The sequence below is a fragment of the Caballeronia grimmiae genome (assembly GCF_000698555.1).
Lineage (GTDB): Bacteria > Pseudomonadota > Gammaproteobacteria > Burkholderiales > Burkholderiaceae > Caballeronia > Caballeronia grimmiae.
This window is the reverse complement of record NZ_JFHE01000004.1, coordinates 20075-45591: the sequence shown is the minus strand read 5'-3', so window position 1 is coordinate 45591 and position 25517 is coordinate 20075. Positions and strand designations below refer to the sequence as shown.

The 25517-nt window shown below is 65.8% G+C and carries 22 protein-coding genes; 14 read left to right on the top strand and 8 right to left on the bottom strand.

Translation table 11 applies throughout. The annotated features are described in order from the left end of the window. The first annotated feature begins 34 nt into the window (after positions 1 to 34). Complete coding sequence (locus BG57_RS06220) at positions 35 to 2137, top strand: M48 family metalloprotease (protein WP_035961338.1); 2103 nt, start codon at positions 35 to 37, stop codon at positions 2135 to 2137. A 4-nt stretch (positions 2138 to 2141) separates the two neighbouring features. On the opposite strand, the gene BG57_RS06215 is transcribed toward BG57_RS06220, so the two are convergent. The 6 genes from BG57_RS06215 to BG57_RS06190 all read right to left on the bottom strand — a co-directional run bounded on the left by BG57_RS06215 (position 2142) and on the right by BG57_RS06190 (position 6828). Beyond that, the gene (locus BG57_RS06215) at positions 2142 to 2723 is read right to left on the bottom strand and encodes a DUF2946 family protein (protein ID WP_035961335.1); all 582 of its coding nucleotides are present in this window, start codon (positions 2721 to 2723) and stop codon (positions 2142 to 2144) included. Positions 2724 to 2726: 3 nt separating this feature from the next. After that, the gene (locus BG57_RS06210) at positions 2727 to 3788 is read right to left on the bottom strand and encodes a hydrolase (RefSeq protein ID WP_035961328.1); all 1062 of its coding nucleotides are present in this window, start codon (positions 3786 to 3788) and stop codon (positions 2727 to 2729) included. Between the two features lie 40 nt (positions 3789 to 3828). After that, complete coding sequence (locus tag BG57_RS06205; RefSeq protein ID WP_035961324.1) at positions 3829 to 4272, bottom strand: nuclear transport factor 2 family protein; 444 nt, start codon at positions 4270 to 4272, stop codon at positions 3829 to 3831. Between the two features lie 130 nt (positions 4273 to 4402). Beyond that, positions 4403 to 5476, bottom strand: a complete 1074-nt coding sequence (gene waaF, locus BG57_RS06200; RefSeq protein ID WP_035961322.1) for a lipopolysaccharide heptosyltransferase II — start codon at positions 5474 to 5476, stop codon at positions 4403 to 4405. Positions 5477 to 5649: 173 nt separating this feature from the next. Then, positions 5650 to 5844: a zinc-finger domain-containing protein gene (locus BG57_RS06195; protein WP_035961321.1), complete on the bottom strand. Its 195-nt coding sequence runs from the start codon at positions 5842 to 5844 to the stop codon at positions 5650 to 5652. A 63-nt stretch (positions 5845 to 5907) separates the two neighbouring features. After that, the gene (locus BG57_RS06190; protein WP_035961319.1) at positions 5908 to 6828 is read right to left on the bottom strand and encodes a branched-chain amino acid transaminase; all 921 of its coding nucleotides are present in this window, start codon (positions 6826 to 6828) and stop codon (positions 5908 to 5910) included. Positions 6829 to 7253: 425 nt separating this feature from the next. Between BG57_RS06190 and BG57_RS06180 the strand changes: the two genes are divergently transcribed. From BG57_RS06180 to BG57_RS06140, 9 genes are all read left to right on the top strand, one after another. After that, the gene (locus BG57_RS06180) at positions 7254 to 8042 is read left to right on the top strand and encodes an AzlC family ABC transporter permease (protein WP_052005652.1); all 789 of its coding nucleotides are present in this window, start codon (positions 7254 to 7256) and stop codon (positions 8040 to 8042) included. Further along, positions 8039 to 8362 (top strand): AzlD domain-containing protein, encoded by a 324-nt coding sequence (locus BG57_RS06175; RefSeq protein ID WP_035961316.1) that lies wholly within the window; start codon positions 8039 to 8041, stop codon positions 8360 to 8362. Before BG57_RS06180 ends, BG57_RS06175 begins: the two co-directional genes overlap by 4 nt. Before the next feature lie 409 nt (positions 8363 to 8771). Continuing rightward, a complete protein-coding gene (locus BG57_RS06170; RefSeq protein WP_035961314.1) occupies positions 8772 to 9968 on the top strand; it encodes a phosphoglycerate kinase in 1197 nt (398 codons plus the stop codon). 421 nt (positions 9969 to 10389) lie between these two features. Continuing rightward, positions 10390 to 11826, top strand: a complete 1437-nt coding sequence (gene pyk / locus BG57_RS06165; protein WP_035961893.1) for a pyruvate kinase — start codon at positions 10390 to 10392, stop codon at positions 11824 to 11826. Between the two features lie 189 nt (positions 11827 to 12015). Then, entirely contained in the window at positions 12016 to 13080 is a 1065-nt protein-coding gene (gene fba / locus BG57_RS06160) for a class II fructose-bisphosphate aldolase (protein WP_035961312.1), read from the top strand. A gap of 147 nt (positions 13081 to 13227) precedes the next feature. Further along, the gene (locus BG57_RS06155) at positions 13228 to 14118 is read left to right on the top strand and encodes a phosphoribosylaminoimidazolesuccinocarboxamide synthase (protein ID WP_035961891.1); all 891 of its coding nucleotides are present in this window, start codon (positions 13228 to 13230) and stop codon (positions 14116 to 14118) included. Between the two features lie 36 nt (positions 14119 to 14154). Next, positions 14155 to 14676: a 5-(carboxyamino)imidazole ribonucleotide mutase gene (purE, locus tag BG57_RS06150; RefSeq protein ID WP_035961309.1), complete on the top strand. Its 522-nt coding sequence runs from the start codon at positions 14155 to 14157 to the stop codon at positions 14674 to 14676. Between the two features lie 14 nt (positions 14677 to 14690). Continuing rightward, positions 14691 to 15887: a 5-(carboxyamino)imidazole ribonucleotide synthase gene (locus BG57_RS06145; protein ID WP_035961304.1), complete on the top strand. Its 1197-nt coding sequence runs from the start codon at positions 14691 to 14693 to the stop codon at positions 15885 to 15887. A 19-nt stretch (positions 15888 to 15906) separates the two neighbouring features. After that, on the top strand, positions 15907 to 16935 hold the full coding sequence (locus tag BG57_RS06140) for an L-threonylcarbamoyladenylate synthase (RefSeq protein ID WP_035961302.1): 1029 nt from the start codon (positions 15907 to 15909) through the stop codon (positions 16933 to 16935). Between the two features lie 173 nt (positions 16936 to 17108). On the opposite strand, the gene BG57_RS06135 is transcribed toward BG57_RS06140, so the two are convergent. Next, positions 17109 to 18215 carry an SGNH/GDSL hydrolase family protein gene (locus BG57_RS06135; RefSeq protein WP_035961295.1) on the bottom strand — a complete coding sequence of 369 codons (1107 nt, stop codon included), beginning with the start codon at positions 18213 to 18215 and terminating at the stop codon, positions 17109 to 17111. 270 nt (positions 18216 to 18485) lie between these two features. After that, positions 18486 to 20084, bottom strand: a complete 1599-nt coding sequence (dacB, locus tag BG57_RS06130; RefSeq protein WP_035961290.1) for a D-alanyl-D-alanine carboxypeptidase/D-alanyl-D-alanine endopeptidase — start codon at positions 20082 to 20084, stop codon at positions 18486 to 18488. A gap of 206 nt (positions 20085 to 20290) precedes the next feature. Here dacB and BG57_RS06125 point away from each other — a divergent pair, with 206 nt between their 5' ends. From BG57_RS06125 to BG57_RS06110, 4 genes are all read left to right on the top strand, one after another. Beyond that, positions 20291 to 20953, top strand: a complete 663-nt coding sequence (locus BG57_RS06125; protein ID WP_035961288.1) for a response regulator — start codon at positions 20291 to 20293, stop codon at positions 20951 to 20953. Next, the gene (locus tag BG57_RS06120) at positions 20953 to 22254 is read left to right on the top strand and encodes an ATP-binding protein (protein WP_035961284.1); all 1302 of its coding nucleotides are present in this window, start codon (positions 20953 to 20955) and stop codon (positions 22252 to 22254) included. The genes BG57_RS06125 and BG57_RS06120 overlap by 1 nt, the downstream gene beginning before the upstream one ends. Before the next feature lie 302 nt (positions 22255 to 22556). Continuing rightward, positions 22557 to 23810 (top strand): YadA family autotransporter adhesin, encoded by a 1254-nt coding sequence (locus BG57_RS06115; RefSeq protein ID WP_160174710.1) that lies wholly within the window; start codon positions 22557 to 22559, stop codon positions 23808 to 23810. A gap of 181 nt (positions 23811 to 23991) precedes the next feature. Then, positions 23992 to 25512: a DegQ family serine endoprotease gene (locus tag BG57_RS06110; RefSeq protein WP_035961280.1), complete on the top strand. Its 1521-nt coding sequence runs from the start codon at positions 23992 to 23994 to the stop codon at positions 25510 to 25512. Positions 25513 to 25517: the final 5 nt, after the last annotated feature.

Here is a 25517-nt window from a genome sequence, read left to right as displayed (position 1 = left end):
ATACGATAAGCGTGTTCCCGTCATTCAGCCGGTCATGCATCTGAACCGTCCGAGCCGTGCGCTCATCCTCGCGTTGTGCCTGAGTCAGGCCGTTCCGTCCGTCGCCCTCGCGCAGAAGGCGGCGGCGCCTGCCGGCGCGAGCGCCGTGCAGCTGCGAGAGGAAACGAGCGCACCCGGCGAGCCGCAGGTCGCGGACGGCGTCTTCGGCGTCTATGGCGGCGCGGAAAGCCGCTTCGCCAACCGGCCCGGCGCGATGGCCGGCCTGCGCGCGCCGCTTTCGTCCGTGCAACTTCCGGACCTCGGCGACGGCTCCGGCGGCACGCTTTCGCCGCAAGCCGAGCGCCGCGTCGGCGAGCGGATGATGCGCGAAGTGCGCTCCGATCCGGACTACCTCGACGACTGGCTGATGCGCGATTACCTCGATTCGATCGCGTCCAAACTGTCCGCCGCCGCAGCCACGCAGTACCTCGGCGGCTATCGGCCCGACTTCGAACTGTTCGCCGTGCGCGATCCGCAGATCAACGCGTTCTCGATGCCCGGCGGTTTCATCGGCGTGAACACGGGGCTCGTGTCCGCGACGCAGACCGAGTCCGAGCTGGCGTCGGTCGTCGGGCACGAAATGGGACACGTGCTTCAGCGCCACATTGCGCGCATGCTCGGCACGCAGGAGAAAAGCAGCTATGCGGCGCTTGCCGCGATGCTCGCCGGCCTGCTCGCCGGAGTGATGACGCGCAGCGGCGACCTCGGCATGGGCATCGCGATGGGCGGGCAGGCGTTCGCCGTCGACAATCAACTGCGCTTCTCACGCGCCGCCGAGCACGAAGCGGATCGCGTCGGCTTCCAGATGCTCGCCGCAGCCGGCTACGATCCCTACGCGATGACCGCGTTCTTCGGCCGGCTCGACCGAGCGGCGATGGCCGATAACGGCGTGCCGGCCTACGCGCGCACGCATCCGCTGACGATCGAGCGCATCGCCGATATGGAGGACCGTGCGCGCCGCGTGCCGTATCGCCAGCCGCGTCAGTCGCCGGAATACGCGTTCGTGCGCGCCCGCGCCCGGGTGCTGCAGGTCAGCTACGCAAGCGACTATCGCGAAGTCGCAAGCCGCCTGAAGTACGAAATCGACGATCAGACGGCGTTCAATCCAGCGGCCAACTGGTATGGCATCGCGCTCGCGCGTTCGCTGACGAGCGATTACGACGCCGCCAACGATGCGCTCGCGAAAGCGCGGCGGCTGTTCGAGGGCGAGCAGGCGAGCGAGGCGGCCGTGGCGAATGAAACGCGCCGGGAACCGGCGCCGCCGGCGAGTGCGGGCGCCGCTGCCAGCGATGCGATCCCGCCGCAGCGCGAGCGCTTGACGGCGAAAAGCGTAGCCGGAGCAACGTCGCGGACTGGGAGCATCGACGGTTCGCGAGCATCAACGGCGGCGAACTTTGCGCGGGGCGACGTTGTGCCACGTGCTTTCAGCCTTGACGCGGGAAAAGCCGACCGCCCGGCGTCGGCCATTGGCGGAACCGCGCAACCCGGGACGTTCCCCAGCGCGCTGTTCAGCAGCAGCGCGCACGGTGCACTGAGTGCATCGCCCGCATCGCCTGCATTGTCCGCCGACGCGCCCGCATCGCCGGACAGGAACGCCACGCTCCCGGCCGTGCACGTCACGGCGCAAACGTCGCGGCAAACCGCCCGCAGCACGCCAAGCCTCGACGTGCTCGCCGCCGATATCGCGCGTCGCGCGGGCCGGTATGACGACGCGATCCGACTCGCGGAGATCGCGCAAACGCGCTGGCCGACCTCGCACGCGGCCATCGACATTCATCTGCAGGCGTTGATCAGCGCACATCGCTATGCGCAAGCGCAGTCGCTCGCGCGCCGGCAGACGCAGGCCGAGCCCGCCCGCGCCGATTGGTGGCTGTATCTCGCGCAGGCCAGCGCGGGTCTCAACGATCCGTTGCGCCAGCACGAAGCGATGGCCGAGAAGTTCGCGCTCGACGGCGCCTGGCCTTCCGCGATCCGCCAGTTGAAGGAAGCACGCGATGTGAAAAACGCGAGCTTCTACGATCTATCCACGATCTCCGCCCGCCTGCGCGACTTCGAGACGCGCTACAAGGAAGAGCGCGATCAGGATCAGAAAAGCTGACGCATCAGGGTTTCGACGCCGCACGCGCGGCCGGGCTCGCGATAAAGCCGAAGCGCCGCTCGACGTCCGCGCGTGCGATCGGCTGCAAGGGCAAGTCGACGGCATCGCGCCAGTGGAACACGCCGCCGTGCGAGGCATCATCGACGGATGCGTGGCTCGCGAACAAGTCGAGATCGTGATCGTGCAGCGCGGCGATGCGCGCCGGCGATGCACCGTCGGAAAAGAGCAGGCCGCCTGCATCGTCGAGCCATGCGTGCGCCGGCTCGAACGGCGCGCCGGTCTGATCGGTCAGGCGAAGCGCGTCATCCGCAAGCGAAAGCCGCACGATCCACGGCGTATAACCCAACTCCACATACACGCGCTGCGGGCCGTTCTGAAAGAACCACTGGCCCTCGGCGTCGCGCTCGTAATTGCGATTGATGAAGCCGATCAGCGCCTCATGCCGGATCACGTCGCCGAGCGCGCCGGCGGCCTGCGCCGCATCGTCGCGCATGCGCCACTGGCCGCGTCTGTCGAGCATGAGCCAGCCCGTGCAGTGCGGAACGTTGGGCCACTTGGCGAGCGCCTGCTTGACGATTTCATCCATGATTCATCCGCGAGAAAGGAAGTGCTCGAGATATCCGAACACGCGCTGCGAGAGCCAGTCGATACGCCCGGGAAACGGCCCTGTCATGAAGCCGACATGCCCGCCGTGGTTCGGCTGATCGAGCGTCACGCATGCCGAGACTTCCGCCTGCGACGGCAGCGCCGACTCGGGCAGGAACGGATCGTTGCGCGCATTCAGCACGAGCGCCGGCACTTCGATGTGCTTCAGATGCGCGCGCGTCGTCGCACTCGACCAGTAGTGATCGGTGTCCCGAAAGCCGTGTAGCGGCGCGGTGACGACATTGTCGAATTCATGAAGCGTGCGCGCGGCGAGCACGGCGTTGGGATCGTAAAGGCCGGGATGCTGCGCCAGTTTCGCGAGCGCCTTCTTCTTCAGCGACTTCAGGAAACTGCGCGTGTAGACCATGCCGAAGCCTTGCGAGATCGCGTGGCCGCCCGCGTGGACATCGAGCGGAGCGGAGATCGCGGCGGCCGCGCTGATGATCGAGGCATCCGTGCCGCGCTCGCATAGCCAGCGCAACAGCACGTTGCCGCCGAGCGAGACGCCCGCCGCGACGATCGGTCCGGCGTGCCGCTCGCGCAAGCGGCGCAGGATCCAGTCGGCTTCGGCGCTGTCCGCCAGGTGATAGAAGCGCGGCAGCAGGTTGAGCGGCCCGCTGCAACTGCGGAAGTGCGGCACGACGCCATGCCAGCCGCGTGCTTCGGCGGCGGCCATCATCGAGCGGGCATAGTGGGAATCGGAACTGCCTTCGAGCCCGTGAAAGAGCACGAAGAGCGGGGCAGTGGACGCGACGTCGCGCGATGTGTGCGCGAGCCAGTCGAGATCGATGAAATCGCCGTCGGGCGTGTCCCATCGCTCGCGCCGATAGCTGACCGCGGGCTTGCGGCCGAAGAGCGCCGGTACGATGGTCTGCGCATGCGCCGTCGGCAGCCAGCGGGGCGCGCTGTACAGCCATTCCTCAATAGGATCGAGGACGTTCGCAACCACGGCGGGAGCACTATCCACGAACGACGAATCGTGTTGCAACAACGGATCGCGCTTCATGGTCCTCCCCCGTCGAACGCCTTCTTCGATACTTCGTGCTTCAGTGCAGCGATCCCTTCCCGTGACGCAGCTTCACGGCGAACTGGCCGGCGGTTTCCATCGGCATCGTGCTCGCATGGATGTGCGCGATGCGCCATTCGCCGCGCTCGTGGACCATCACGTAGGTCGTGAAGATCATGTGCGGCGAGGCGGTGCCCGCGGGCTGATGCGCTTCCGCAATCGCATACACGACGGTGCCGAGGCTGTCGTACACGCGGATATCGAGCGGCTCGATCGTGACCGGCTGCGCTTCGAGCTGCTTGCCGAGGCCCGCGCGTATGTTTTCGAGGCCGTGCAGATGCGTGCCGTCCGCGCAGATGCAGGTGGCGAATTCCTCGTCGATCCACAGCGACATCACGGCATCGATGCTGTTGTCCGCGACGGCCTGATAGTAGGCGTTGAGCGTGTCGGCGGCGGCTTCGAACAGGCGGGCGAAACGTGGCATGGCGCGTGAGTCTCTGGGTATCGGTGCGGGACGCCATCGAACGGTGGCGCGCCGCATCGGTCATGGTTCAAGGCATGTCCCCGTTCGGGGACATCGCGTGTCCGTGCCCGCGAAAGGGCGGCGCGACGCGTCAACGATGCGCGAGCAGCATGCCGCGCAAATCGGCGAAAACCTGTTCCGCGGACAGTTCGCGAAGGCAGTTCAGATGGCCGAGCGGACACTCGCGGGCAAAGCATGGACTGCAATCAAGATGCAGCCATTGTACCTTTGCGAGGTCGGACAAGGGCGGCGTATGGCGCGGATCGGTCGAGCCGTAAACCGCGACGAGCGGCCGCTTGAGCGCCGCCGCGACGTGCATGAGCCCCGAGTCGTTGGTGACGACCGCGCTCGCCCGCGCGATCAGCGCGCATGCTTCCCCGAGCGATGTCTGCCCGCACAGGTTGCGCACGTTCTGCGCGCGTTCCGCGATGGCCTGCGCGGCGGCCGAATCCTTGTTCGACCCCAGCGCGACGATCCGCGCATACGGGAACGACTGCGCGACGAACTGCGCCAGCGACGCGAAATGCTCCGGCGGCCAGCGTTTCGCGGGACCATATTCCGCGCCGGGACAGAAGACGACGAGCGGCGCGCGGGTGTCGAGATTGAAGCGCGCCGAGACGCGCACGGCTTCGTTCGGGTCCGCTTCCAGGCGCGGCACGGGCAAGATCTGCGCGTCGCCCGTCTGCGCTTCGCGGGGCTGCGCGTACTTGTCGACGAACGGCAGCTTCGCGCCCGGCGCATAGGCGAGGGCGGCGTAGTGCACGGTCATCGGCGGCCGATCGGTCTTCGGCGGATTCGGGTGGCGCACGTTCAGCAGCCCGTAGCGGCTCTCGCCCTTGTAGCCGATGCGCAGCCGGATGCCCGCCATCCACGGCAGCAGCGCGGATTTCATCGAGTTCGGCAGGACGTAGGCGGCGTCGTAACCGACATCGCGCAAATCGCTCGCGAGCTGCCAGCGGCGCAGCAGCTGCAGCTTGCCGTGGGCGAGGTCGGTGGCGTAGACGGCGTGAATTTCCGGCATGCGCTCGAGCACGGGCGCGACCCACGAGGGCGCGACGGCATCGATCACGATGCGCGGATGCAGCTTCTTCAGAAGCGTAAAGAGCGGCTGCGCCATCAATGCGTCACCGATCCAGTTCGGTGCTATAACCAGCGCACGGCGCATCGTTCGTTATCCGATCTCAAAATAGTGGCGGCTCTCCGCGATGATGCGGGAGGCGCGCAAGTCTTGTTGGTATGTGGGGCGGCCGGCATCGCACGGCCCGGCGGCGCATCCGGACACGAGCGCGCGGCCCGCCGGGACGGACCGCGCTCGTGACGACGCACGTCAGCGGCTGGTCAATGGCCCTTGATGACTTCGCCGTCCTTCAGCTTGTAGCGCGTGCCGCAATACGGGCAGCGCGCCTCGCCGTGCGACACGTCCAGAAACACGCGCGGATGCGTGCTCCAGCGTTGCATCTTCGGATTCGGGCAGAACGCGGGGATGTCCTTCGCCGACAACTCCACCAGCGGCATTTCCTTCAGGTCGCTCATTGCACTCTCTTTTCAATGTCGTTCGTTGCTCGCGGCAAGCGGGCCGCGCGGCCCGCCGCTGCATCAGACTTTCGCCAGCCAGCTCGCGTACTTCTCGTTCTTCCCGCCGACCACGTCGAAGAATGCGCTTTGCAGCTTCTCCGTGATGGGACCGCGCTTGCCCGAGCCGATGGTGCGGTTGTCGAGCTCGCGGATCGGCGTGACTTCGGCGGCCGTGCCGGTGAAGAACGCTTCGTCGCAGGTATAGACCTCGTCGCGCGTGATGCGTTTCTCGATCACCGGAATGCCGAAGTCGCGCGCCAGCGTGAGCACCGTGTCGCGCGTGATGCCGTCGAGGCACGACGACAGGTCCGGCGTGTACAGCTTGCCGTTGTTCACCAGGAAGAAGTTCTCGCCGGAGCCTTCGGACACGTAGCCGTCGACGTCGAGCAGGAGGGCTTCGTCGTAGCCGTCGGTCACGGCTTCCTGATTCGCGAGAATCGAGTTCACGTACCAGCCCGACGCTTTCGCGCGGACCATCGACACATTCACGTGATGGCGCGTGAACGACGACGTCTTCACGCGGATGCCTTTCGCCAGGCCGTCTTCGCCGAGGTACGCGCCCCACGGCCACGCGGCGATCGCCACATGGATGGTGTTGCCCTTCGCGGACACGCCGAGCTTCTCCGAGCCGACCCAGATGATCGGGCGGATGTAGCACGATTCCAGCTTGTTCTCGCGCACGACTTCGAGCTGCGCGGCTTCGAGCGTGGCGTGATCGAACGGAACGTCCATCTGGAAGATCTTCGCCGAGTTGAGCAGACGCTTGGTGTGCTCCTGCAGGCGGAAGATGGCCGTGCCGCTCGCGGTTTTGTATGCGCGGACGCCCTCGAACACGCCCATGCCGTAGTGCAGCGTGTGGGTCAGAACGTGGATGTTGGCGTCTCGCCAGTCGATGAGCTTGCCATCCATCCAGATCTTGCCGTCGCGGTCGGCCATTGACATACGCTTCTCCTAGCTGTCTCGTTCAGTGATTTCGATGGAACCGTGTCCGCCGCTCAAGCGCCGGTTATTAGCCGGTCGACTGCCTATTGCCTGCTGTTTGTCTGTAGAAGCATGCAAAACGCAGGCTCGGCGCAAAGGCGGTGAAAGACCGCCATTTTAGCGTCTTTTGACAATTGGACCGAGCTAAAAGCGCCTTTCGCGCCGCTATACTTTGCATTTCACCGCGAACGTGAATGGCAGCTTCGATCTTTTCGCTTCTTCTTTCGGATCGTCGCGCAGCTCATCGGGGACGGGCGGTGGTTCGCAGTATCCGCTTCACCTTGCTTTACGTTTTCCGCGCGCTTTGTGTTGCAGCCGCATCGGGCGGCGCCTCGCCCTGAATCAGCGCGCATCGGCATCGCAATAATTTGGCCTCGCATCCGTCCATGCTCGACCGCCTGTCCCACACGAATCGCCGTGCATTTCTCGAAGGTGTCCGCGCCTTCTCTCCCGCCATTCTCGCCACGTTTTCGTGGGGCCTCGTCACCGGCGTCGCGATGAGCAAGTCGGTGCTCACGCTGCCGCAGGCGCTCGGCATGTCGTTCGCGGTCTACGCGGGATCGTCGCAGCTCGCGGCGCTGCCGCTTTTCGCCGCGAAGCTGCCGCTCTGGACGCTGCTGCTGACCGCCGCGATGGTGAACCTGCGCTTCGTCATTTTTAGCGCCGGGCTCGCGCCGCACTTCTCCCATCTGCCGATGTGGCGCCGCGTGCTGATCGGTTACTTCAACGGCGACATCATCTATCTGATGTTTTCGAAGCGGAATTTCGCGCCGGCCGACCGGGCCGGGAAGGAAGCGTTCTTCTGGGGGCTCGCGCTCGTGTGCTGGCTGTGGTGGCAGGTCTCGTCGGTCGCCGGCATGCTGCTCGCGAGCCTGATCCCGGCCAAATGGGGACTGGAACTGGCGGGCACGCTCGCGCTGATTCCGCTGATCGTTTCGGCCATCGCGACGCGCTCCACGCTCGCCGCCGTGGCCGTCGCGAGTGTCGTGGCGCTGCTCGCGTTCGATCTGCCGTATCGGCTGAGCCTGCCGCTCGCGGTGCTCGCCGCGCTGCTGGCCGGCACGCTCGCCGATGTCATCGCGGACCGCTCGAGGCCGGCGGCGTTGCCCGCGGCGGACGCCGAAGCGCCACCCGCACCCGACGCTGAATCCGACACCATGAGGCGCGCGCAATGACTTCGCTGCAGACCTGGCTGGCAATTCTCGGCATGGGCCTCGTCACCGCGGCGACGCGCGCATTCTTTTTGTTCGGCGGCGAGCGCACGGTGCTGCCGCCGCGCGTCCAGCGCGTGCTGCGGTACGCGCCAGCGGCCGCGCTCGCGGCTGTCGTCGTACCGGGCGTGCTGGAAACGCCCGCTGGCCTTTCCGTCGCGCTGTCGAATCACGCGATGTGGGCCTCGCTCGCCGCACTCGCGTATTACCTGTGGCGGCGCGGGATGATGGGCACGATCGCCGTCGGCATGATCGCTTTCACGCTGCTGAGGCTCGTCGCGTGAGCCGCCGAAGACCGCTGCCTGCCATCGACGGATGCGCCAAATACGCATCATCAAGCATTGCGGGCTAGAGCAGACGGGCCATTCAGTTAAAATGACGGTCTTTCCTGTCGCAGAGCGAGGTCGAAAGTGAGTCCGGCAGTCACCGCGCAACGGTTGTGCAGCTCGCCGCCTCCGGCAGAATCGCCGCAGCCGTGCGTCCGCGCCAACCCGGCGCACACGCGTTGCGGTCCGCCGTCCGACTCCTTCCCTCCGCATTCCAGCCGCGCGCTCATATCACTTGCGCGGCCTTCGCCCCCAGATTGATCCACGCGCGGGGCGCACCTTTCCAGTCCCCCGCCGCATGTCCCCGAAGCAGCCGCATCCAGCCGCTTCTTCGCCCGAACCGCTTTTCTGACTAACGTTGACTCCCATGACGAAAGTACTGCGTTTCACCGATCTGATCGCCGAAGGCAAAGTCTCTGGCAAGCGTGTATTCATCCGCGCGGACCTCAACGTGCCGCAGGACGACGCCGGCAACATCACCGAAGACACGCGCGTGCGCGCCTCCGTCCCGGCGATCAAGGCCGCGCTCGAAGCGGGCGCCGCCGTGATGGTTACTTCCCATCTGGGCCGCCCGACCGAAGGCCAGTTCAAGCCGGAAGATTCGCTCGCGCCGGTCGCGAAGCGCCTCTCGGAACTGCTGGGCCGCGAGGTTCCGCTCGTCGCGAACTGGGTCGATGGCGTCGACGTGCAGCCGGGCAATGTCGTGCTGCTCGAAAACTGCCGTTGCAACAAGGGCGAGAAGAAGAACGACGACGGCCTCGCGCAAAAGCTCGCGAAGCTCTGCGACATCTACGTGAACGACGCGTTCGGCACCGCGCATCGCGCCGAGGCGACCACGCACGGCATCGCGAAGTACGCGAGCGTCGCGTGCGCCGGGCCGCTGCTCGCCGCCGAACTCGATGCGCTCGGCAAGGCGCTCGGCAACCCGAAGCGTCCGCTCGTCGCGATCGTCGCCGGGTCGAAGGTGTCGACCAAGCTGACCATTTTGAAATCGCTGGCGGAGAAGGTGGACCAACTGATCGTCGGCGGCGGAATTGCCAACACGTTCATGCTCGCGTCGGGCCTGAAGATCGGCAAGTCGCTGGCGGAAGCGGACCTCGTCGGCGAGGCGAAGGAAATCATCGAGCAGGCGCGCGCGCGTGGCGCTTCCGTGCCGATTCCGAGCGATGTCGTGACCGCGAAGGAATTCGCCGCGACCGCGAAGGCGGAAACGAAGCCCGTCGCCGATGTCGCCGACGACGACCTGATCCTCGACATCGGCCCGGACACCGCCAACGCGCTCGCCGCGCAACTGGCGACTGCCGGCACCATCGTATGGAACGGCCCGGTCGGCGTGTTCGAGTTCGACCAGTTCGGCAACGGCACGAAGACGCTTGCGCAGGCAATCGCGAATTCGTCGGCGTTCTCGATCGCGGGCGGCGGCGACACGCTCGCGGCCATCGCGAAGTACGACATCCACGACAAGGTCAGCTATATCTCGACCGGCGGCGGCGCGTTCCTCGAATTCCTCGAAGGCAAGACGCTGCCCGCGGTGGAAGTGCTTCAGTCCCGCGCCGGGGCTTGAGGCGTTGGCCGCCCGAAACGATCCGGCGAAAGCAGGCAAGCAGGGCGCGCAAGCAGCCGGCGGCGCGCAAGCAGATGAAGTCAGGAACGTGATCGCGGGCGGCGCATCGGGCGATGCGCTCGATGCCGCGGCCGAAGCGGCGCTGGTCATCGCGGAGGCGGCCCGGACGGACGGGCTGTCCGCCGACGAAAGCCAGAGCCAGCAGCAGAACGAAAGTCAAGACGAAAGCGAAGGCGAGGCCGCATTGCCGGCGCCGCCTGTCGTCATCATCGGCGGCGTGGCCACGCAGGCCGAGAAAGAAATCGATAAAGCGACGCCGGCACTGACCGGCGCGCGCGCGCAAGCGGTGAGCAACACGTCACCGTTGGCGCAACGTGCTCGCAGCGTTGTCACGGGCGATCCCACTGAGACGAGGAATTCCATGCATCGCGCCACCAAGATTGTTGCCACCATCGGCCCCGCTTCGAGCAACCCCGGCATCCTGCTTCAGATGATGCAGGCGGGGCTCGATGTCGTTCGCTTCAACTTCTCGCACGGCACCGCCGACGATCATCGCCAGCGCGCCGAATGGGTGCGGGAGGCGGCGCGTCAGGTGGGCCGCGAGGTCGCGATCATGGCGGACCTGCAAGGTCCGAAGATCCGCGTCGGCAAGTTCGAAAACAACAAGACGATGCTCGTTGCGGGCAATTCGTTCGTCCTCGATGCCAATTGCGAACTCGGCAACAACGAGCGCGTCGGCCTCGATTACAAGGATCTGCCGCGCGACCTGCGCGCGGGCGACACGCTGCTGCTCAACGACGGCCTCATCGTCCTCGACGTGACGCGCGTGATCGGCGAGGAGATTCACACGACCGTCAAGGTCGGCGGCGAACTGTCGAACAACAAGGGCATCAACCGGCAGGGCGGCGGGCTGACCGCGCCCGCGCTGACCGAGAAGGACATGGAGGACATCAAGACGGCGATGTCGCTCGGCGCGGATTTCGTCGCGGTCTCCTTCCCGAAGAACGCGACGGACATGGAAATGGCGCGGCAACTCGCGAACATCGCGGGTGCGCCTTACGGCATCAAGCCGAAGATGATCGCGAAGATCGAGCGTGCCGAAGCCATTCCGGCGCTGCAGGGCATCCTCGACGCGTCCGACGGCATCATGGTCGCGCGCGGCGATCTCGCGGTGGAAGTCGGCAACGCGGCGGTGCCGGCGCTGCAAAAGCGCATGATCCGCATGGCGCGCGAGTCGAACAAGCTCGTGATCACCGCGACGCAGATGATGGAATCGATGATCCACGCGCCCGTGCCGACGCGCGCGGAAGTATCGGACGTCGCGAACGCCGTGCTCGACGGCACCGATGCCGTGATGCTTTCCGCCGAGACGGCCGCGGGCAAGTACCCGGTCACGACCATCGAGACGATGGCCGCCGTGTGCGTCGAAGCCGAGAAGTCCGAAGAGTCGCAACTGGACCGCGACTTCCTCGACCGGACGTTCACGCGCATCGACCAGTCCATCGCGATGGGCGCGCTGTTCACGGCGTATCACCTCGGCGCGAAGGCCGTCGTGGCGCTGACCGAGTCCGGCTCCACCGCGCTGTGGATGTCGCGCCACTGGTCGCACGTTCCGATCTTCGCGCTGACGCCGCGCGTGGGCAGCGAACGTACGATGTCGCTGTATCGGAACGTCACGCCGCTGCATCTCGACACCAACATGGACCGCGACACCGCGCTCAATCAGGCGCTCGAAGTGGTCGTGTCGAAAGGCTATGCGGCGCGCGGCGATATGGTCGTGCTCACCGTCGGCGAACCGATGGGGCAGGCGGGCGGCACGAACACGCTGAAGATCGTGCGCGTCGGCGATCATTTCTGACGGCCCCGCGTAATTTCGAGAACGATGCGAGGTCAAGCGCCGCGCGGTTTCACCTGTATTGCAAAGCGCGCAAGACGACGCACGGCGGCTCGCCCGCCGGCGTCCGTCGCTGCCAGCCATAGGCCGAAAAACTGCCCCAGAGCAGAATCGTGCGCGCCGGATTTTCGTTTCACATCATGGAGTTCCACAATGCCTCTCGTATCAATGCGTCAATTGCTGGATCACGCGGCCGAACACGGCTACGGCCTCCCGGCATTCAACGTGAACAACCTCGAACAGGTGCAGGCGATCATGTCGGCCGCGAACGAAGTCAACGCGCCGGTGATCATGCAGGCGTCGGCTGGCGCCCGTAAGTACGCAGGCGAAGCGTTCCTGCGGCATCTGATCGAAGCGGCGGTCGAGTCGTATCCGCATATTCCGGTCGTGATGCATCAGGATCACGGCCAGTCGCCGGCGGTGTGCATGGCCGCGATCCGCTCGGGCTTCACCAGCGTGATGATGGACGGCTCGCTCGAAGCCGACGGCAAGACCGTCGCGTCCTACGACTACAACGTCGAGGTGTCGCGCAAGGTGGTCGAGTTCTCGCATTCGATCGGCGTGACCGTCGAAGCGGAGCTGGGCGTGCTCGGCTCGCTCGAAACGATGAAGGGCGACAAGGAAGACGGCCACGGCGCCGAAGGCACGATGACGCGCGAACAGTTGCTGACGGACGTCGAGCAGGCCGCCGACTTCGTCAAGCTCACGCAATGCGATGCGCTGGCGATCGCCATCGGCACGTCGCATGGTGCGTACAAGTTCTCGAAGAAGCCGACCGGCGATATCCTGGCGATCGACCGCATCAAGGAAATCCACCAGCGCATTCCGAACACGCACCTCGTGATGCACGGTTCGTCGTCGGTGCCGCAGGAGTTGCTGGCGGAAATCCGCGAATTCGGCGGCGACATGAAGGAAACCTACGGCGTGCCGGTCGAAGAGATTCAGGAAGGCATCAAGCACGGCGTGCGCAAGGTGAACATCGACACCGATCTGCGTCTCGCGATTACCGGCGCGATCCGCCGCTATCTGTTCGAAAATCCGTCGAAGTTCGATCCGCGCGACTATCTGAAGCCCGCACGCGAAGCCGCCAAGGAAATCTGCCGCCAGCGTTACATGCAGTTCGGCTGCGAAGGCCAGGCGGGCAAGATCAAGCCGATTCCGCTCGACAAGATCGCCGAGAAGTACAAGTCCGGCGAGCTTGCGCAGATCGTGAAGTGACAGCGGGTCGAGGCCTCACGCTGTTTGTAAAGTAAAATCAACGGGTTCCGGCGACGGGACCCGTTCGCATTTCCCGTTTGCCCCATCAGTCGCCGCTCGCACAGCAAGCGGCGACTCACTTTTTTTACGTCTCTCCGGTACATGACGATGTCCACGCTCTACGAATCCACGATCAAATCGCTGCCGCTGCTCGGCCGTGGCAAGGTCCGCGACAACTACGCCGTCGGTCAGGACAAGCTCCTCATCGTGACGACCGACCGCCTTTCCGCATTCGACGTCGTCATGGGCGAGCCGATCCCGAACAAGGGCCGCGTGCTGAACCAGATGGCCGATTTCTGGTTCGAGAAGCTCGGCCACATCGTGCCGAACCACAATACGGGCATCGATCCCGCGAGCGTCGTCGCTGAAGACGAAGTCGAGCAGGTGAAGGGCCGCGCGGTCGTCGTGAAGCGCCTGGAACCGATTCTCGTGGAAGCCGTGGTGCGCGGTTATCTCGCGGGCAGCGGCTGGAAGGACTATCAGGCGACGGGCGCGGTGTGCGGCGTGCAGCTTCCGCCGGGCCTTCAGAACGCCGAAAAGCTGCCCGAGCCGATTTTCACGCCGGCGGCCAAGGCCGAAATGGGCCATCACGACGAAAACATCACCTACGATGACATGGAGCGCCGCATCGGCACCGAGCTGTCGGCGACGATCAAGCGCATCTCCATCCAGTTGTACAAGGAAGCGGCCGAGTACGCGGCGACGCGCGGCATCATCATCGCGGATACGAAGTTCGAGTTCGGTCTCGACAACAAGGGCGAGCTGTATCTGATGGACGAAGTGCTCACCGCCGATTCGTCGCGTTTCTGGCCCGCCGATGGCTATCAGGTCGGCACCAATCCGCCGTCCTTCGACAAGCAGTTCGTGCGCGACTGGCTGGAAACGCAGCCGTGGAAGAAGGAGCCGCCCGCGCCGAAGCTGCCTGACGATGTGATCGCGAAGACATCGGAGAAGTATCAGGAAGCGCTGCAACGCCTTACGGGGCAGACGCTCGCGTAAGCGTGCATTCGATCAAGAGCCAAGGAACGTAGCGATATGAGTGAAGTGCAGACCGGAGCGCATGCGCACGACGCGCCGCTCGTCGGCGTGCTGATGGGTTCCAGTTCCGACTGGGACGTGATGAAGAACGCGGTGGCGATCCTCCAGGAATTCGGCGTGCCGTACGAGGCGAAGGTCGTGTCCGCGCACCGCATGCCCGACGAGATGTTCGACTACGCCGAGCGCGCCCGTGAACGCGGCGTGCGGGCGATCATCGCCGGTGCGGGCGGCGCGGCGCATCTGCCGGGCATGCTCGCGGCGAAGACCACGGTGCCCGTGCTCGGCGTCCCGGTGGCGAGTAAGTACCTGAAGGGCGTCGATTCGCTGCATTCGATCGTGCAGATGCCGAAGGGCGTGCCTGTCGCGACATTCGCGATCGGCGAGGCGGGCGCGGCGAACGCGGCGCTGTTCGCGGTATCGATTCTGAGCGTCACCGATTCCCGTTATGCCGAAGCGCTCGCCGCTTTTCGCGTGAAGCAGAACCAGGCCGCGCGGGACATGGCGCTGCCGCCGCTCTGATCTTTTGCCCTGACATGAACCCACAATCCTCCCCCAACTCTCCGATTCTGCCGGGCGCATGGCTCGGCATGGTCGGCGGCGGCCAGCTTGGCCGCATGTTCTGCTTCGCCGCGCAATCGATGGGCTATCGCGTCGCCGTGCTCGATGCCGACGAGACGAGCCCGGCGGGCGCGGTCGCGGATCGCCACATCCGCGCCGCCTACGACGACCGCGCCGCGCTGACCGAACTTGGCCGCCTGTGCGCGGCGGTGTCGACGGAATTCGAGAACGTCCCGGCTGCGAGCCTCGAAACGCTTGCGAGATACACGTTCGTCAGCCCCGCAGCGAGTTGCGTGGCGATTGCGCAGGATCGCGTCGCAGAGAAGCGCTTTATCGCGCAGGCAGGCGTGCCGGTCGCGCCGCATGTGGTGATCGAATCGCCCGAGGCGCTCGACGCCCTCGCCGACGAGGACATCGCCGCCGTGCTGCCGGGCATCCTCAAGACCGCGCGGCTCGGCTACGACGGCAAAGGCCAGATGAGCGTGCGCAACGCTCAGGAAGTCCGCACCGCGTATGCGTCGCTGTCGGGCGTGCCGTGCGTGCTCGAAAAGCGCATGCCGCTCAAGTACGAAGTGTCGGTGCTGATCGCGCGCGGCGGCGACGGCAAGTCGGCCGTGTTTCCGCTGGCGCAGAACACGCACGTCAACGGCATTCTGGCGAAGACGATCGTTCCCGCGCCGGACGCGTCCGCTGCGCTCGTCGCGCAGGCGCAGGACGCGGCGCTGACGATTGCCGCGAAGCTCGGCTATGTCGGCGTGCTGTGCGTCGAGTTCTTCGTGCTGGAAGACGGCTCGCTGATCGCCAATGAAATGGCGCCGCGTCCGCACAATTCCGGCCACTATACGGTCGATGCCTGCGCCACCAGCCAGTTCGAGCAGCAAGTCCGCACGATGACCGGTATGCCGCTCGGCGACACGCGCCAGCATTCGCCGGCCGCGATGCTGAACCTGCTCGGCGATATCTGGTTCGACGGCGAGAAGAAGGACAAGGCGCGCGCACCGGCGTGGATCGACGTCGCGGCGATGCCGGCGGCGCGGCTGCATCTGTACGGCAAGGAGGAAGCGCGTCCGGGCCGCAAGATGGGGCACATCAATTTCACGGCGGCGACGCTGGAAGAAGCCCGTACGGCGGCGCGCGACTGTGCGCGAATGCTGCATATTCCGCTGGACTGAGTTTGAAGCAGCACAAGCAATGACCATCATCTATCCGAGCGCCGCGCAGATCGACGAGGCCGCAGCCTTGCTCGATGCGGGCGAACTCGTCGCGTTCCCGACCGAGACGGTCTACGGTCTCGGCGGCGACGCCGAGAATCCCGAAGCCATCGCGCGTATCTATGCGGCAAAGGGACGGCCGGCGAATCATCCGGTGATCGTGCATCTCGCGCCGGAGGCCGATCCGGGCTACTGGGTCCGCGAGTTGCCCGCCGATGCGCAGAAACTCATCGACGCGTTCTGGCCCGGGCCGCTGACGCTGATCCTGAAGCGCGCATCGCATATTCCGGCGGCGGTGAGCGGCGGGCAGGATTCGGTCGGCGTTCGGTGTCCTTCGCATCCGGTCGCGCAGCGTTTGCTATCGGCGTTTCACGCGCGGCGTGATGGCACGGGCAGGCAAGGCGGCGTGGCGGGGCCATCGGCGAACCGGTTCGGGCACGTCAGTCCGACGACCGCGCAACATGTCCGCGATGAATTCGGCGGCGCCGTTCATGTGCTCGATGGCGGGGCAGCGGACGTGGGTATCGAATCGACGATTCTGGATTTGTCGCGCGGCTTCCTGGCACTGCTGAGGCCGGGGCATGTGAGTCCGCAAGCGATCGCCGATGTGATCGGCGAAGCGCCGCGTCTGCCCGATGGCAGCGATGCGACCGCGCCGCGTGCATCCGGTACGTTGAAGGCGCATTACGCGCCGAGGACGCCGCTCGCGCTGCTGCCGTTTGCGTCGATCGAGCCGATGCTGGCGGCGTTTCAGCCGGCGGATGAAAGGAAGGTTGCGCTGGTGGCGCGGGCGTCGAGCGCGGGCGCGTGGGCGCGCGCGCCGCATGTGCATTTCATCGCCGCGCCGGAAGATCCACAGAGCTATGCGCGTGCGCTGTATGGCTTGCTGCGGGCGCTGGACCGGGCGGATGTCGAGCGCATCTTCGTGGAGAAGTTGCCGGAGTCGATCGAATGGATCGCGGTGAACGACCGGTTGGGAAGGGCGGCGGCGGCGTTCGAGGGGGAGTGAATGGCGGGTGTGCCGACGAGCTCAACGGCACTAGCCGCCCGAATCGCGACTTCTTCGACATCGCAAATGGCGTCGCGCTATGGACGACGCCAGCAAATGCAGTCTTGCCCCGCTCATAGCGCGAGTCATGCATGACCGACAAAGCCCCGCATAACGCGGGGCCACCGAAAACCTTATTTCCCCAATCCCGCCGCCGCAATCTTCTGCTCCGCCGTCTGCGCATAAAGCGCATGCAGATGCGTCGTCGGATGCACGGTATCCGCGTACATATACGTCTGGTCCGCGTCCGGCGTCGTGCGCGTCTGCGGCGAGCAGAAAAGCGACGTCGCGAAATCGCTCGGATTCGGCTCGCCATAGGCCTTCGCCGCCGCCGCCATCGCCTGCAGATTGCAGCCCGTGCCCGTGTTCGACACCGCGAAACCGTATTGCTGATAGTTCGCCGTGATGTTGGCGAGCGGTCCGGCGATATCCAGGAAGATCACCTTCGACATCAGCCCCGTCTTCGTCAGCGCGGCGGCGAGCGCCTGATTGAAGCCGAGCGATGCCTGCGACAGCAGCGCCCGCGTCGTCGCGGTGCTCATCATGCCCTGCGGCGTCGCGCCGATGTCCGGCACATTCGACACGAGCACGTGCGTCGCGCCGCCCTGAACGATCTTGCCGACGATGCCCGCCAGATCGATCGCCGCCTGCCCGATCGCCGCCGACGCCTGCGCCGGCGTCATCTGTCCCGCCTGGACCGCAGTCAGGTTGTACAGGATGTCGTTCGCGCCGCCGTTGACGATGACCAGTTGCCCGGCGTTGAAGCTGCCATGCGACGTCAGATAGTTCGTGACCTGCGTCGCGACCGGCACCGTCAGCGCGCCCGCGTAGTTCGCCGGGTCCGTGCCGCGATGGCCGATGCCCACCGGGTTCGTCACGCGCGAGCCGCCCTGCGCGTAGCCCAAGCCCGCCTGCGCCGCCGGCGGCGTGCCGAAGCCGCCGGTCATCGCCGGCGTCAGGGTGTCGCCGTAATACTGGGCGACGTCCTGCACCCACACCTGGCCCGGGTTCGTCGTGAAGCGTCCGCCGCCGAAGTTCGCCGCCGCGACGGGCGTGTAGGTGCCGACGTCCGACAGGCTGTCGCCGAACGATACGACCTGCAGCTTGATCCCGCCAGCCGGCGTCGAGTTGTTGTCGTCTGAACCGCCGCCGCATGAGGCGAGCAGGGCGAGTGCCGCGCTCGCGGTGGCGATGCGGGCGTAGCGCACCAGGGCGGCGCGCGTGGAACGATGCTTCTTCATGGACCTCGTCTCCGTTCTTCGGTTTTGTACTTGTCTCGCGGCGCTTGCATGTGCCGCTCGTGCTGCTGCATCGGATTGTGCCGCAAGCAGGGCGGATGTCGAGCGATGCCATTCATCGCGCCCCGCCGCGTCTTAGAGCGTACACGCCGCGCGCGCCTCATCGCGCGTGACTTCGTAGAACAATTCTTCGGTCGCCGGTCCGCGAATTGAGCGGACCACGCGGGTTTCACCCGACTGACAGCCGGGTCGCGCCGAGGTCCATCGCGCGCATTACTGGTCGGCGGCCGCCTTGCCCGGGCCTTCGTAGACCCATTCGAGCAGCGCGTCGTGGGCGGCGCGGGCCGCTTCCGCGCGCGGATCGTTGATGAAGCTGACGACGACGTAGCTCTGTCCGTCCGCCGCGCCGACATAGCCGGCGATCGCGCGCACGTCGCGCAACGTGCCGGTCTTGATGTGCGCGTTGCCGCCCGCGCCCGCGTTCGCGAGCCGGTTGCGCATGGTTCCGTCGACACCCGCGATCGGCAGCGATTCGACGAACACCTGCGCGACCGGACTCGCGTTCGCCGCCTGCAAGAGGTCCGCGAGCGATGACGCCGCGATGGTCTCGTCGCGCGACAGGCCCGAGCCGTTGTCGAGCGCAAGGCCGTTCGTCGGCAGGGCGCTGCGGCGCAGGAACGTCTGAATGGCCTGCGCGGATTTCGCGGTCGTCGCGGGCGGCTTCAGTTGCGCCGCGCCGACCGTGAGGAACAGATTGCGCGCCATCACGTTGTTGCTGTACTTGTTGATGTCGCGAACGATGTCCGACAGCACCGGACTGCGATGCGTGCCGACGAGCCGCGCGCTCGAGGGCGTCGGGCCCTCGCGCGTCGCGCCCTGGAACGTGCCGCCCGCCTGCTTCCACAACGCGAGAAAGCCGCCGGCGAAGAACGTCGAGTGGTCGAGGGCCGCGACGTTGATCGTGCGCGAGCCGCAACGCAACGGATAGTCGCCGATGAACGATGCCTGCACGAAGCCGCCCTGCGTCTGCGCCACGCTCGGCGACGCCGCCGGCAGCGTTCCCGCGCACGCGCCGCGGGTCACGCGCAGTTCGTTGTCGATCTGCAGTTGCGCGAGTTGCGGCAGCACGTCGATGGAGACCTGGCCGTCGGCATTCGGCGTCAGCGTGAACGACAGCGACTTGAACGCGTAAAGCAGCGGATCGGGGCCGACGTTGTAGGGCGCGGCATCGTCGTTGTCGAAGGCGGGGAGATCGCGCGTGGAGGCGTCGAAGTAGCGCTTGTCAAGCACGAGCGCGCCGTCGATGCCGGTAATGCCGCTCTTGCGAATCTGGTCGACGAGGTCGATCAGCTCTTCGGGCACGAGCTTCGGGTCGCCGGTGCCCTGGATATACAGGTTGCCGTGCAGGACGCCTTGTGTATCGACGTCGCCGTCCGCGTAGGCGGTGGTCTTCCACCGATAGTCCGGCCCGAGCATCGAGAGCGCCGAGTAAGTCGTGACGAGCTTCATCGTCGATGCCGGGAGCATCGGTCTGTCGGCGTTGATGGCGACGAGCGGCGTAGCCCCGCCGATGCGCTGCACGACCACGCTCATCGACGAAAGCGGAACGTGCGCCCGCGCGAGCGCGCTCATCACCGATGCCGGCAGCGGACCGGCGGGCGCCGCGATGCGAGCAGCTTTCTTCGCGCCTTTGGCCTTCGCTCCGCCGATCGCTGCGCGCTCCGGCGCATGCCTCTGCGATTCGGACTTCGTGCCGCCGCGGGCCTCGGCATCGGGTGAATGGGACAACGCTGCACACGCAAGCGCCGTGGCGAGCGCGAACGTCGACAGACGCGCGGAGAAGGAACCGGGAAGCGTAGAAAAAAACGGCATACGAGCTTGCGTTCTTGGAGTGTTATGGGGACGGCGCCCCGATAGAAATGCCGGGCCCGCCCGGGCGAAGCGGGTATTGTAGACAAGCCGGCTTGCGGAATTCGTACGGACGTGCCGCCATGCATGAACGGCGGTTAAGTCGCGCTTAAGCCTGCCGCCGGGCTGCGCGGCTAGAATGGACCGAATCCCTACTTACACACGATGTCATGCGTATCCTGCTAGTGGAAGATGACCGGATGATCGCCGAGGGCGTGCGCAAGGCGCTGCGCGCGGACGGCTTCGCGGTCGATTGGGTGCAGGACGGCGAGGCGGCGCTCACGGCCGTCGCCGGCGAGGCCTACGATCTGATGCTGCTCGACCTCGGCCTGCCGAAGCGCGACGGCCTCGACGTGCTGAAGACGCTGCGCGCCCGCGCGAATTCTTTGCCGGTGCTGGTCGTCACTGCGCGCGATGCGATCGCGGATCGCGTGAAGGGCCTCGACGCCGGCGCGGACGATTACCTCGTCAAGCCCTTCGATCTCGACGAACTCGGCGCTCGCATGCGCGCGCTGATCCGCCGGCACGCGGGACGCGGCGAATCGCTCGTGCGGCACGGCAATCTCACGCTCGATCCGGTCGGTCATCAAGTGACGCTCGCGGGTGCGCCCGTTGCCTTGTCGGCGCGTGAGTTCGCGTTGCTCGAAGCGCTGATGGCGCGGCCCGGGGCGGTGCTCTCGAAGAGCCAGCTCGAAGAGAAGATCTACGGCTGGGGCGAGGAGATCGGCAGCAACACGGTCGAGGTGTATATCCATTCGCTCAGAAAGAAGCTCGGCGCCGATCTGATCCGCAACGTGCGCGGTCTCGGCTACATGGTCGCGAAGGACGCCTGATGCGGTCGATTCGCCGCCAACTGCTCATCTGGCTGCTTGCGCTCGTGATCGTCGGCGTCGGGTTCGCCGGATGGCTGATCTACCGGCAGGCGCTCGCCGAAGCCAACGAGCTTTTCGATTACCAGCTTCAGCAGATCGCGGCGGCGCTGCCGTCGGAGCCGTTCTCGTCGGTGCTCACATCGCGCAGCGAAAGCGATGAAGGCGTCGTCATCCAGATATGGAATCGGAACGGCGTGCTGATGTACTACTCGCATCCGCGCGTGCCGCTCGCACCGCATGCCGAGCTCGGCTTCTCCACCGAAATGACCGCACGCGGCGAATGGCGCGTCTATAGCGCGATCGTCGGCGATAACGTCGTGCAGCTGGCGCAGCCGCTATCGATACGCAATCGCGTCGCGGCCGGCGTCGCGTGGCGCACGCTGTGGCCGCTCGTGCTGCTGTTGCCGCTGCTCGGCCTCGCGATATGGATCATCGTCGGTCAAGGGCTCGCGCCGTTGCAGCGCGTGACGCGCGCGCTCGACACGCGTCATCCCGAGGCGCTCGATCCGCTGTCCGATCAACGCTTGCCGCAGGAAGTGCGGCCGCTCGTGCGGGCGCTCAATGCGCTGCTGTCGCGGCTGTCGACTGCGCTCGATACCCAGAAGGCCTTCGTCGCCGATGCCGCGCATGAACTGCGCACGCCGCTCGCCGCCGTGAAGATTCAGGCGCAACTCGTTGCGCGCGCCGAGGACGACGCGACGCGGCGCGAAGCGCTCGCGGACCTGAACGAAGGCATCGCGCGCGCGACGCGGCTGGCGGAGCAACTGCTCGCGCTGGCGCGTTCCGAGCCGGATGGCAAGGCCGTCGCGAAGGCCGTCGATTTGCGCGCGCTGCTCGACGACTGCGTCCGCGCGTACGTGCTGGTCGCCGAGGAGCGCGGCGTCGATCTGGGCATCGAGGCGAGCGAGCCGGCGACGGTCGTCGGCGATCCGGACTCGCTGCGCGTGATGTTCAACAATCTGATCGACAACGCCACCAAATACACGCCGAGGGGCGGGCGCGTGGACGTCTGCCTCAAAGTGCGCGACGGTCGGCCCATCGTCGAAATCGCGGATACGGGGCCGGGCATTCCCGCCGATGAACGCGAGCGCGTGTTCGACCGGTTCTATCGCGTGGGGCAAAGCGCGAATCGGGCGCGTACGGATGTCGCGGGAAGCGGGCTCGGGCTCGCGATCGTCAGGCGCATCGCGGACCAGCATCGGGCGAGCGTCGAGTTGGCGGAGTCGGCGGCGGGCGGGTTGAAGGTCGTCGTGCAGCTTTGATCGCTTGCCATGAAATAGTTTGGAATGCTTGGTATCAAGCAGCTTGATCGACTTACCGCTGCTAACAGGCTATTGAATTTCGCCGAATATTGACGCCAGTCTTTTAGCTTTTTATAAAAGAAAACAATAAACGTGCATCGCGAATCAAATTCGGAAATGTCTACTTCGCTTGATGAGCACCACTGAATTAGTCTGCACCGGTCTTTTGTTTAACTCTCATAGGAGACGGTGTAATGACGAAAACGAGGCATCGGCACGGCGATGTTTGCCGGAAGAATATTAGAACGATGATTGCGTGCCGCATGAAAGTGATGGCCGCAGCAGTCGCGATGATGTTGGGAAGCTCGGCGGCGATGGCCGCAGGGCAAGTCATTCTCTGCGATGGCGGCACGGGAATCAGCACCATCGTTCAGAATGGTGCTACCAACCCCGGTTTCGCTCCGGCAAACGGGTGCAGCAATGACGGCAGGGACTTCGCGCAAATTTCGGACGTTAACGGAACCTCGCCGGATTACATGAAGGTCGGCAGCGGCACTGTCGAGATCATGGCGAACGACCGGATCTCGATGCTCACGCGCGTCGACATGAACGGCCAAGGCATCATCAATCTGGCGGACGGCGCTGTCTCGTCAGCCAGCAAGGAGGGCATCAACGGCTCACAGCTCTATTCGCTCGCAAGCTCGACAGCGAACGCGCTCGGCGGCGGGGCAGCCGTCAGTAGCAACGGCGCCTGGTCATCTCCGACCTATAACATCGGCGGCCAGCAGTTCCATAACGTCGGCGACGCGCTGTCCAACCTCGACAGCCGCATCGCGCAGAGCAGCGGCGGAGGTCTTGTTCAGCAGGACGCGGCTACGCGCAACATTACCGTGGCAAAGAACACCGACGGCACCATCGTCGACGTGACCGGCACGCAAGGCGCACGTCAGGTGACGGGTGTCGGGGCAGGCGCGCTCTCCGCGTCCAGCACCGACGCGGTCAACGGCTCGCAGCTCTACCAGACCAACGTGGAAGTCGACGCGCTGAACCAGCGCGTGCAGAACATTTCCATCGGCGGCAGCTCGATCGTGGCCTCGCAGGCTAACGATTCGCCCGCGTCCGCAACCGGTGCCAACGCAACGGCGATCGGCAACGGCGCGCAGGCCACTGCGGCCAACTCCGTCGCGCTCGGCGACCGTTCGGTGGCATCCGAGGACAACACGGTGTCGGTCGGTTCGGCAGGCAACGAGCGTCGCGTGACGAACGTAGCGGCGGGCGTGCGTGGCACCGACGCGGCCAACATGAACCAGTTGAACGCACTGCAGAGCAACGTCAACGCGGTCGCACGCGAAGCGTTCGCGGGCGTCGCCGCTGCGATGGCCATGCCGAATCTCACGCCGAACCAGCCGGGCAATACCGTCGTCGCCGCTGGCGTCGCGAATTACAAGGGCTATACGGCAGTCGGTCTTGGCGGCACCTATCGTTCGCTGAACAATCGTTGGCTCGTGAACGCGGCGGCATCGTTCACGCCGCACGGTGACACAGGCGTGCGCGGTCAGGTCGGCTACGAGTTTTAAGCGTACTCACTAGCGACTTCGCGCAAAGAAGAGGGCGGCTGTCCAATAGGGCAGCCGCCCTTTTTCGTGCTATCGCGATCAGCGCTGCGCGGCTTTAAGAACGGTTTAAGCGACGCCCCGTAATCTTCCATCATCCGTAGAGTCCGCTCTACCCCAGCGCACCTGTTATCTGGAGCACACGATGAAAGCGAAGATCGTCACCCGCAGCGCCGTCGCTGCCGCCGTCGCCGTTGCCTTGTCGGCGGGCTATGTCGCCGGTCACAACAACGTTGCCGCGCCGCAGGTCATCGCACCCGCGCAGGCCGCCGCGATGATGCCGGCCGAGGCGGCCGCGAAAACGGGCGTCCCCGATTTCTCGGGCCTCGTCGAGACCTATGGCCCCGCCGTCGTGAACATCAGCGCGAAGCACGTGGTGAAGCAGACGTCCGCGCGACGCGGCGGCGCGAACCAGTTGCCGATGGACCCGGACGATCCGTTCTATCAGTTCTTCAAGCGCTTCTACGGCAACGTCCCCGGCTTGGGCGGCGGCGACGGCGGCGGAGGCGGAGGCGCGGATCGTCCGAGCGAAGGGCTCGGCTCGGGCTTCATCGTGAGCAGCGATGGCTACATCCTCACGAACGCGCATGTCGTCGACAACGCGAACGTCGTGACCGTCAAGCTGACGGACAAGCGCGAGTTCCGCGCGAAGGTCGTCGGGGCCGACAAGCAGTCCGATGTCGCGGTGCTGAAGATCGACGCGAAAAGCCTGCCGACCGTCAAGATCGGCGATCCGAACGGCAGCAAGGTCGGCCAGTGGGTCGTGGCGATCGGCTCGCCCTATGGTTTCGACAACACCGTGACGTCGGGCATCATCAGCGCGAAGTCGCGCGCGCTGCCGAACGAGAACTACACGCCGTTCATCCAGACCGACGTGCCGGTCAATCCGGGCAACTCGGGCGGGCCGCTCTTCAATCTGCAAGGCGAAGTCATCGGCATCAACTCGATGATCTACTCGCAGACCGGCGGCTTCCAGGGGCTTTCGTTCGCCATCCCGATCAATGAAGCGATCAAGGTCAAGGACGCGCTCATCAAGACGGGCCATGTGGATCGCGGGCGCCTCGGCGTCACGGTGCAGGCGATGAACCAGACGCTCGCCAATTCGTTCGGCATGAAGGCGCCGCAGGGCGCGCTCGTGAGTTCGGTGGAGCCGGGCGGGCCGGCTGCGAAGGCGGGCCTCCAGCCGGGCGATGTGATCGTCGCGCTGAACGGCGTGCCGGTGACGGACTCGACGTCGCTGCCGTCGCAGGTTGCGGGGCTGCCGCCGGGCACGTCGGCGAAGGTGCAGGTCTGGCGCGACAAGGGCACGAAGGACATCGACGTGAAGATCGGCGCGCTGAAGGATGCGAAGACCGCCAGCGCCGACACGACCGGTGACGGCTCGGGCGGTGCATCGCAGGATGCGCGGCTCGGCGTCGCGGTGCGGCCGCTCACGCCGGAAGAGAAGCAGGAAGGGTCGCTGTCGCGCGGGCTGGTCGTGCAGCAGGCGAACGGCGCGGCGGCAAGCGCGGGCATTCAGGCCGGCGACGTGATCCTCGCGGTCAACGGCCAGCCGGTCACCAGCGTGCAGCAGCTGAAGGCGATGGTCTCCCATGCGGGCGACAGCATCGCGCTGCTGATCCAGCGGGATGACGCGCAGATCTTCGTGCCGGTGGATCTGGGCTAAACGGC

Bases quoted from the DNA above. Each gene is read 5' to 3' on its own strand.
- BG57_RS06220 (WP_035961338.1), top strand. From the start codon at position 35: ATGCATCTGAACCGTCCGAGCCGTGCGCTCATCCTCGCGTTGTGCCTG.
- BG57_RS06215 (WP_035961335.1), bottom strand. From the start codon at position 2,723: ATGGATGAAATCGTCAAGCAGGCGCTCGCCAAGTGGCCCAACGTTCCG.
- BG57_RS06210 (WP_035961328.1), bottom strand. From the start codon at position 3,788: ATGAAGCGCGATCCGTTGTTGCAACACGATTCGTCGTTCGTGGATAGT.
- BG57_RS06205 (WP_035961324.1), bottom strand. From the start codon at position 4,272: ATGCCACGTTTCGCCCGCCTGTTCGAAGCCGCCGCCGACACGCTCAAC.
- waaF (WP_035961322.1), bottom strand. From the start codon at position 5,476: ATGCGCCGTGCGCTGGTTATAGCACCGAACTGGATCGGTGACGCATTG.
- BG57_RS06195 (WP_035961321.1), bottom strand. From the start codon at position 5,844: ATGAGCGACCTGAAGGAAATGCCGCTGGTGGAGTTGTCGGCGAAGGAC.
- BG57_RS06190 (WP_035961319.1), bottom strand. From the start codon at position 6,828: ATGTCAATGGCCGACCGCGACGGCAAGATCTGGATGGATGGCAAGCTC.
- BG57_RS06180 (WP_052005652.1), top strand. From the start codon at position 7,254: ATGCTCGACCGCCTGTCCCACACGAATCGCCGTGCATTTCTCGAAGGT.
- BG57_RS06175 (WP_035961316.1), top strand. From the start codon at position 8,039: ATGACTTCGCTGCAGACCTGGCTGGCAATTCTCGGCATGGGCCTCGTC.
- BG57_RS06170 (WP_035961314.1), top strand. From the start codon at position 8,772: ATGACGAAAGTACTGCGTTTCACCGATCTGATCGCCGAAGGCAAAGTC.
- pyk (WP_035961893.1), top strand. From the start codon at position 10,390: ATGCATCGCGCCACCAAGATTGTTGCCACCATCGGCCCCGCTTCGAGC.
- fba (WP_035961312.1), top strand. From the start codon at position 12,016: ATGCCTCTCGTATCAATGCGTCAATTGCTGGATCACGCGGCCGAACAC.
- BG57_RS06155 (WP_035961891.1), top strand. From the start codon at position 13,228: ATGTCCACGCTCTACGAATCCACGATCAAATCGCTGCCGCTGCTCGGC.
- purE (WP_035961309.1), top strand. From the start codon at position 14,155: ATGAGTGAAGTGCAGACCGGAGCGCATGCGCACGACGCGCCGCTCGTC.
- BG57_RS06145 (WP_035961304.1), top strand. From the start codon at position 14,691: ATGAACCCACAATCCTCCCCCAACTCTCCGATTCTGCCGGGCGCATGG.
- BG57_RS06140 (WP_035961302.1), top strand. From the start codon at position 15,907: ATGACCATCATCTATCCGAGCGCCGCGCAGATCGACGAGGCCGCAGCC.
- BG57_RS06135 (WP_035961295.1), bottom strand. From the start codon at position 18,215: ATGAAGAAGCATCGTTCCACGCGCGCCGCCCTGGTGCGCTACGCCCGC.
- dacB (WP_035961290.1), bottom strand. From the start codon at position 20,084: ATGCCGTTTTTTTCTACGCTTCCCGGTTCCTTCTCCGCGCGTCTGTCG.
- BG57_RS06125 (WP_035961288.1), top strand. From the start codon at position 20,291: ATGCGTATCCTGCTAGTGGAAGATGACCGGATGATCGCCGAGGGCGTG.
- BG57_RS06120 (WP_035961284.1), top strand. From the start codon at position 20,953: ATGCGGTCGATTCGCCGCCAACTGCTCATCTGGCTGCTTGCGCTCGTG.
- BG57_RS06115 (WP_160174710.1), top strand. From the start codon at position 22,557: ATGAAAGTGATGGCCGCAGCAGTCGCGATGATGTTGGGAAGCTCGGCG.
- BG57_RS06110 (WP_035961280.1), top strand. From the start codon at position 23,992: ATGAAAGCGAAGATCGTCACCCGCAGCGCCGTCGCTGCCGCCGTCGCC.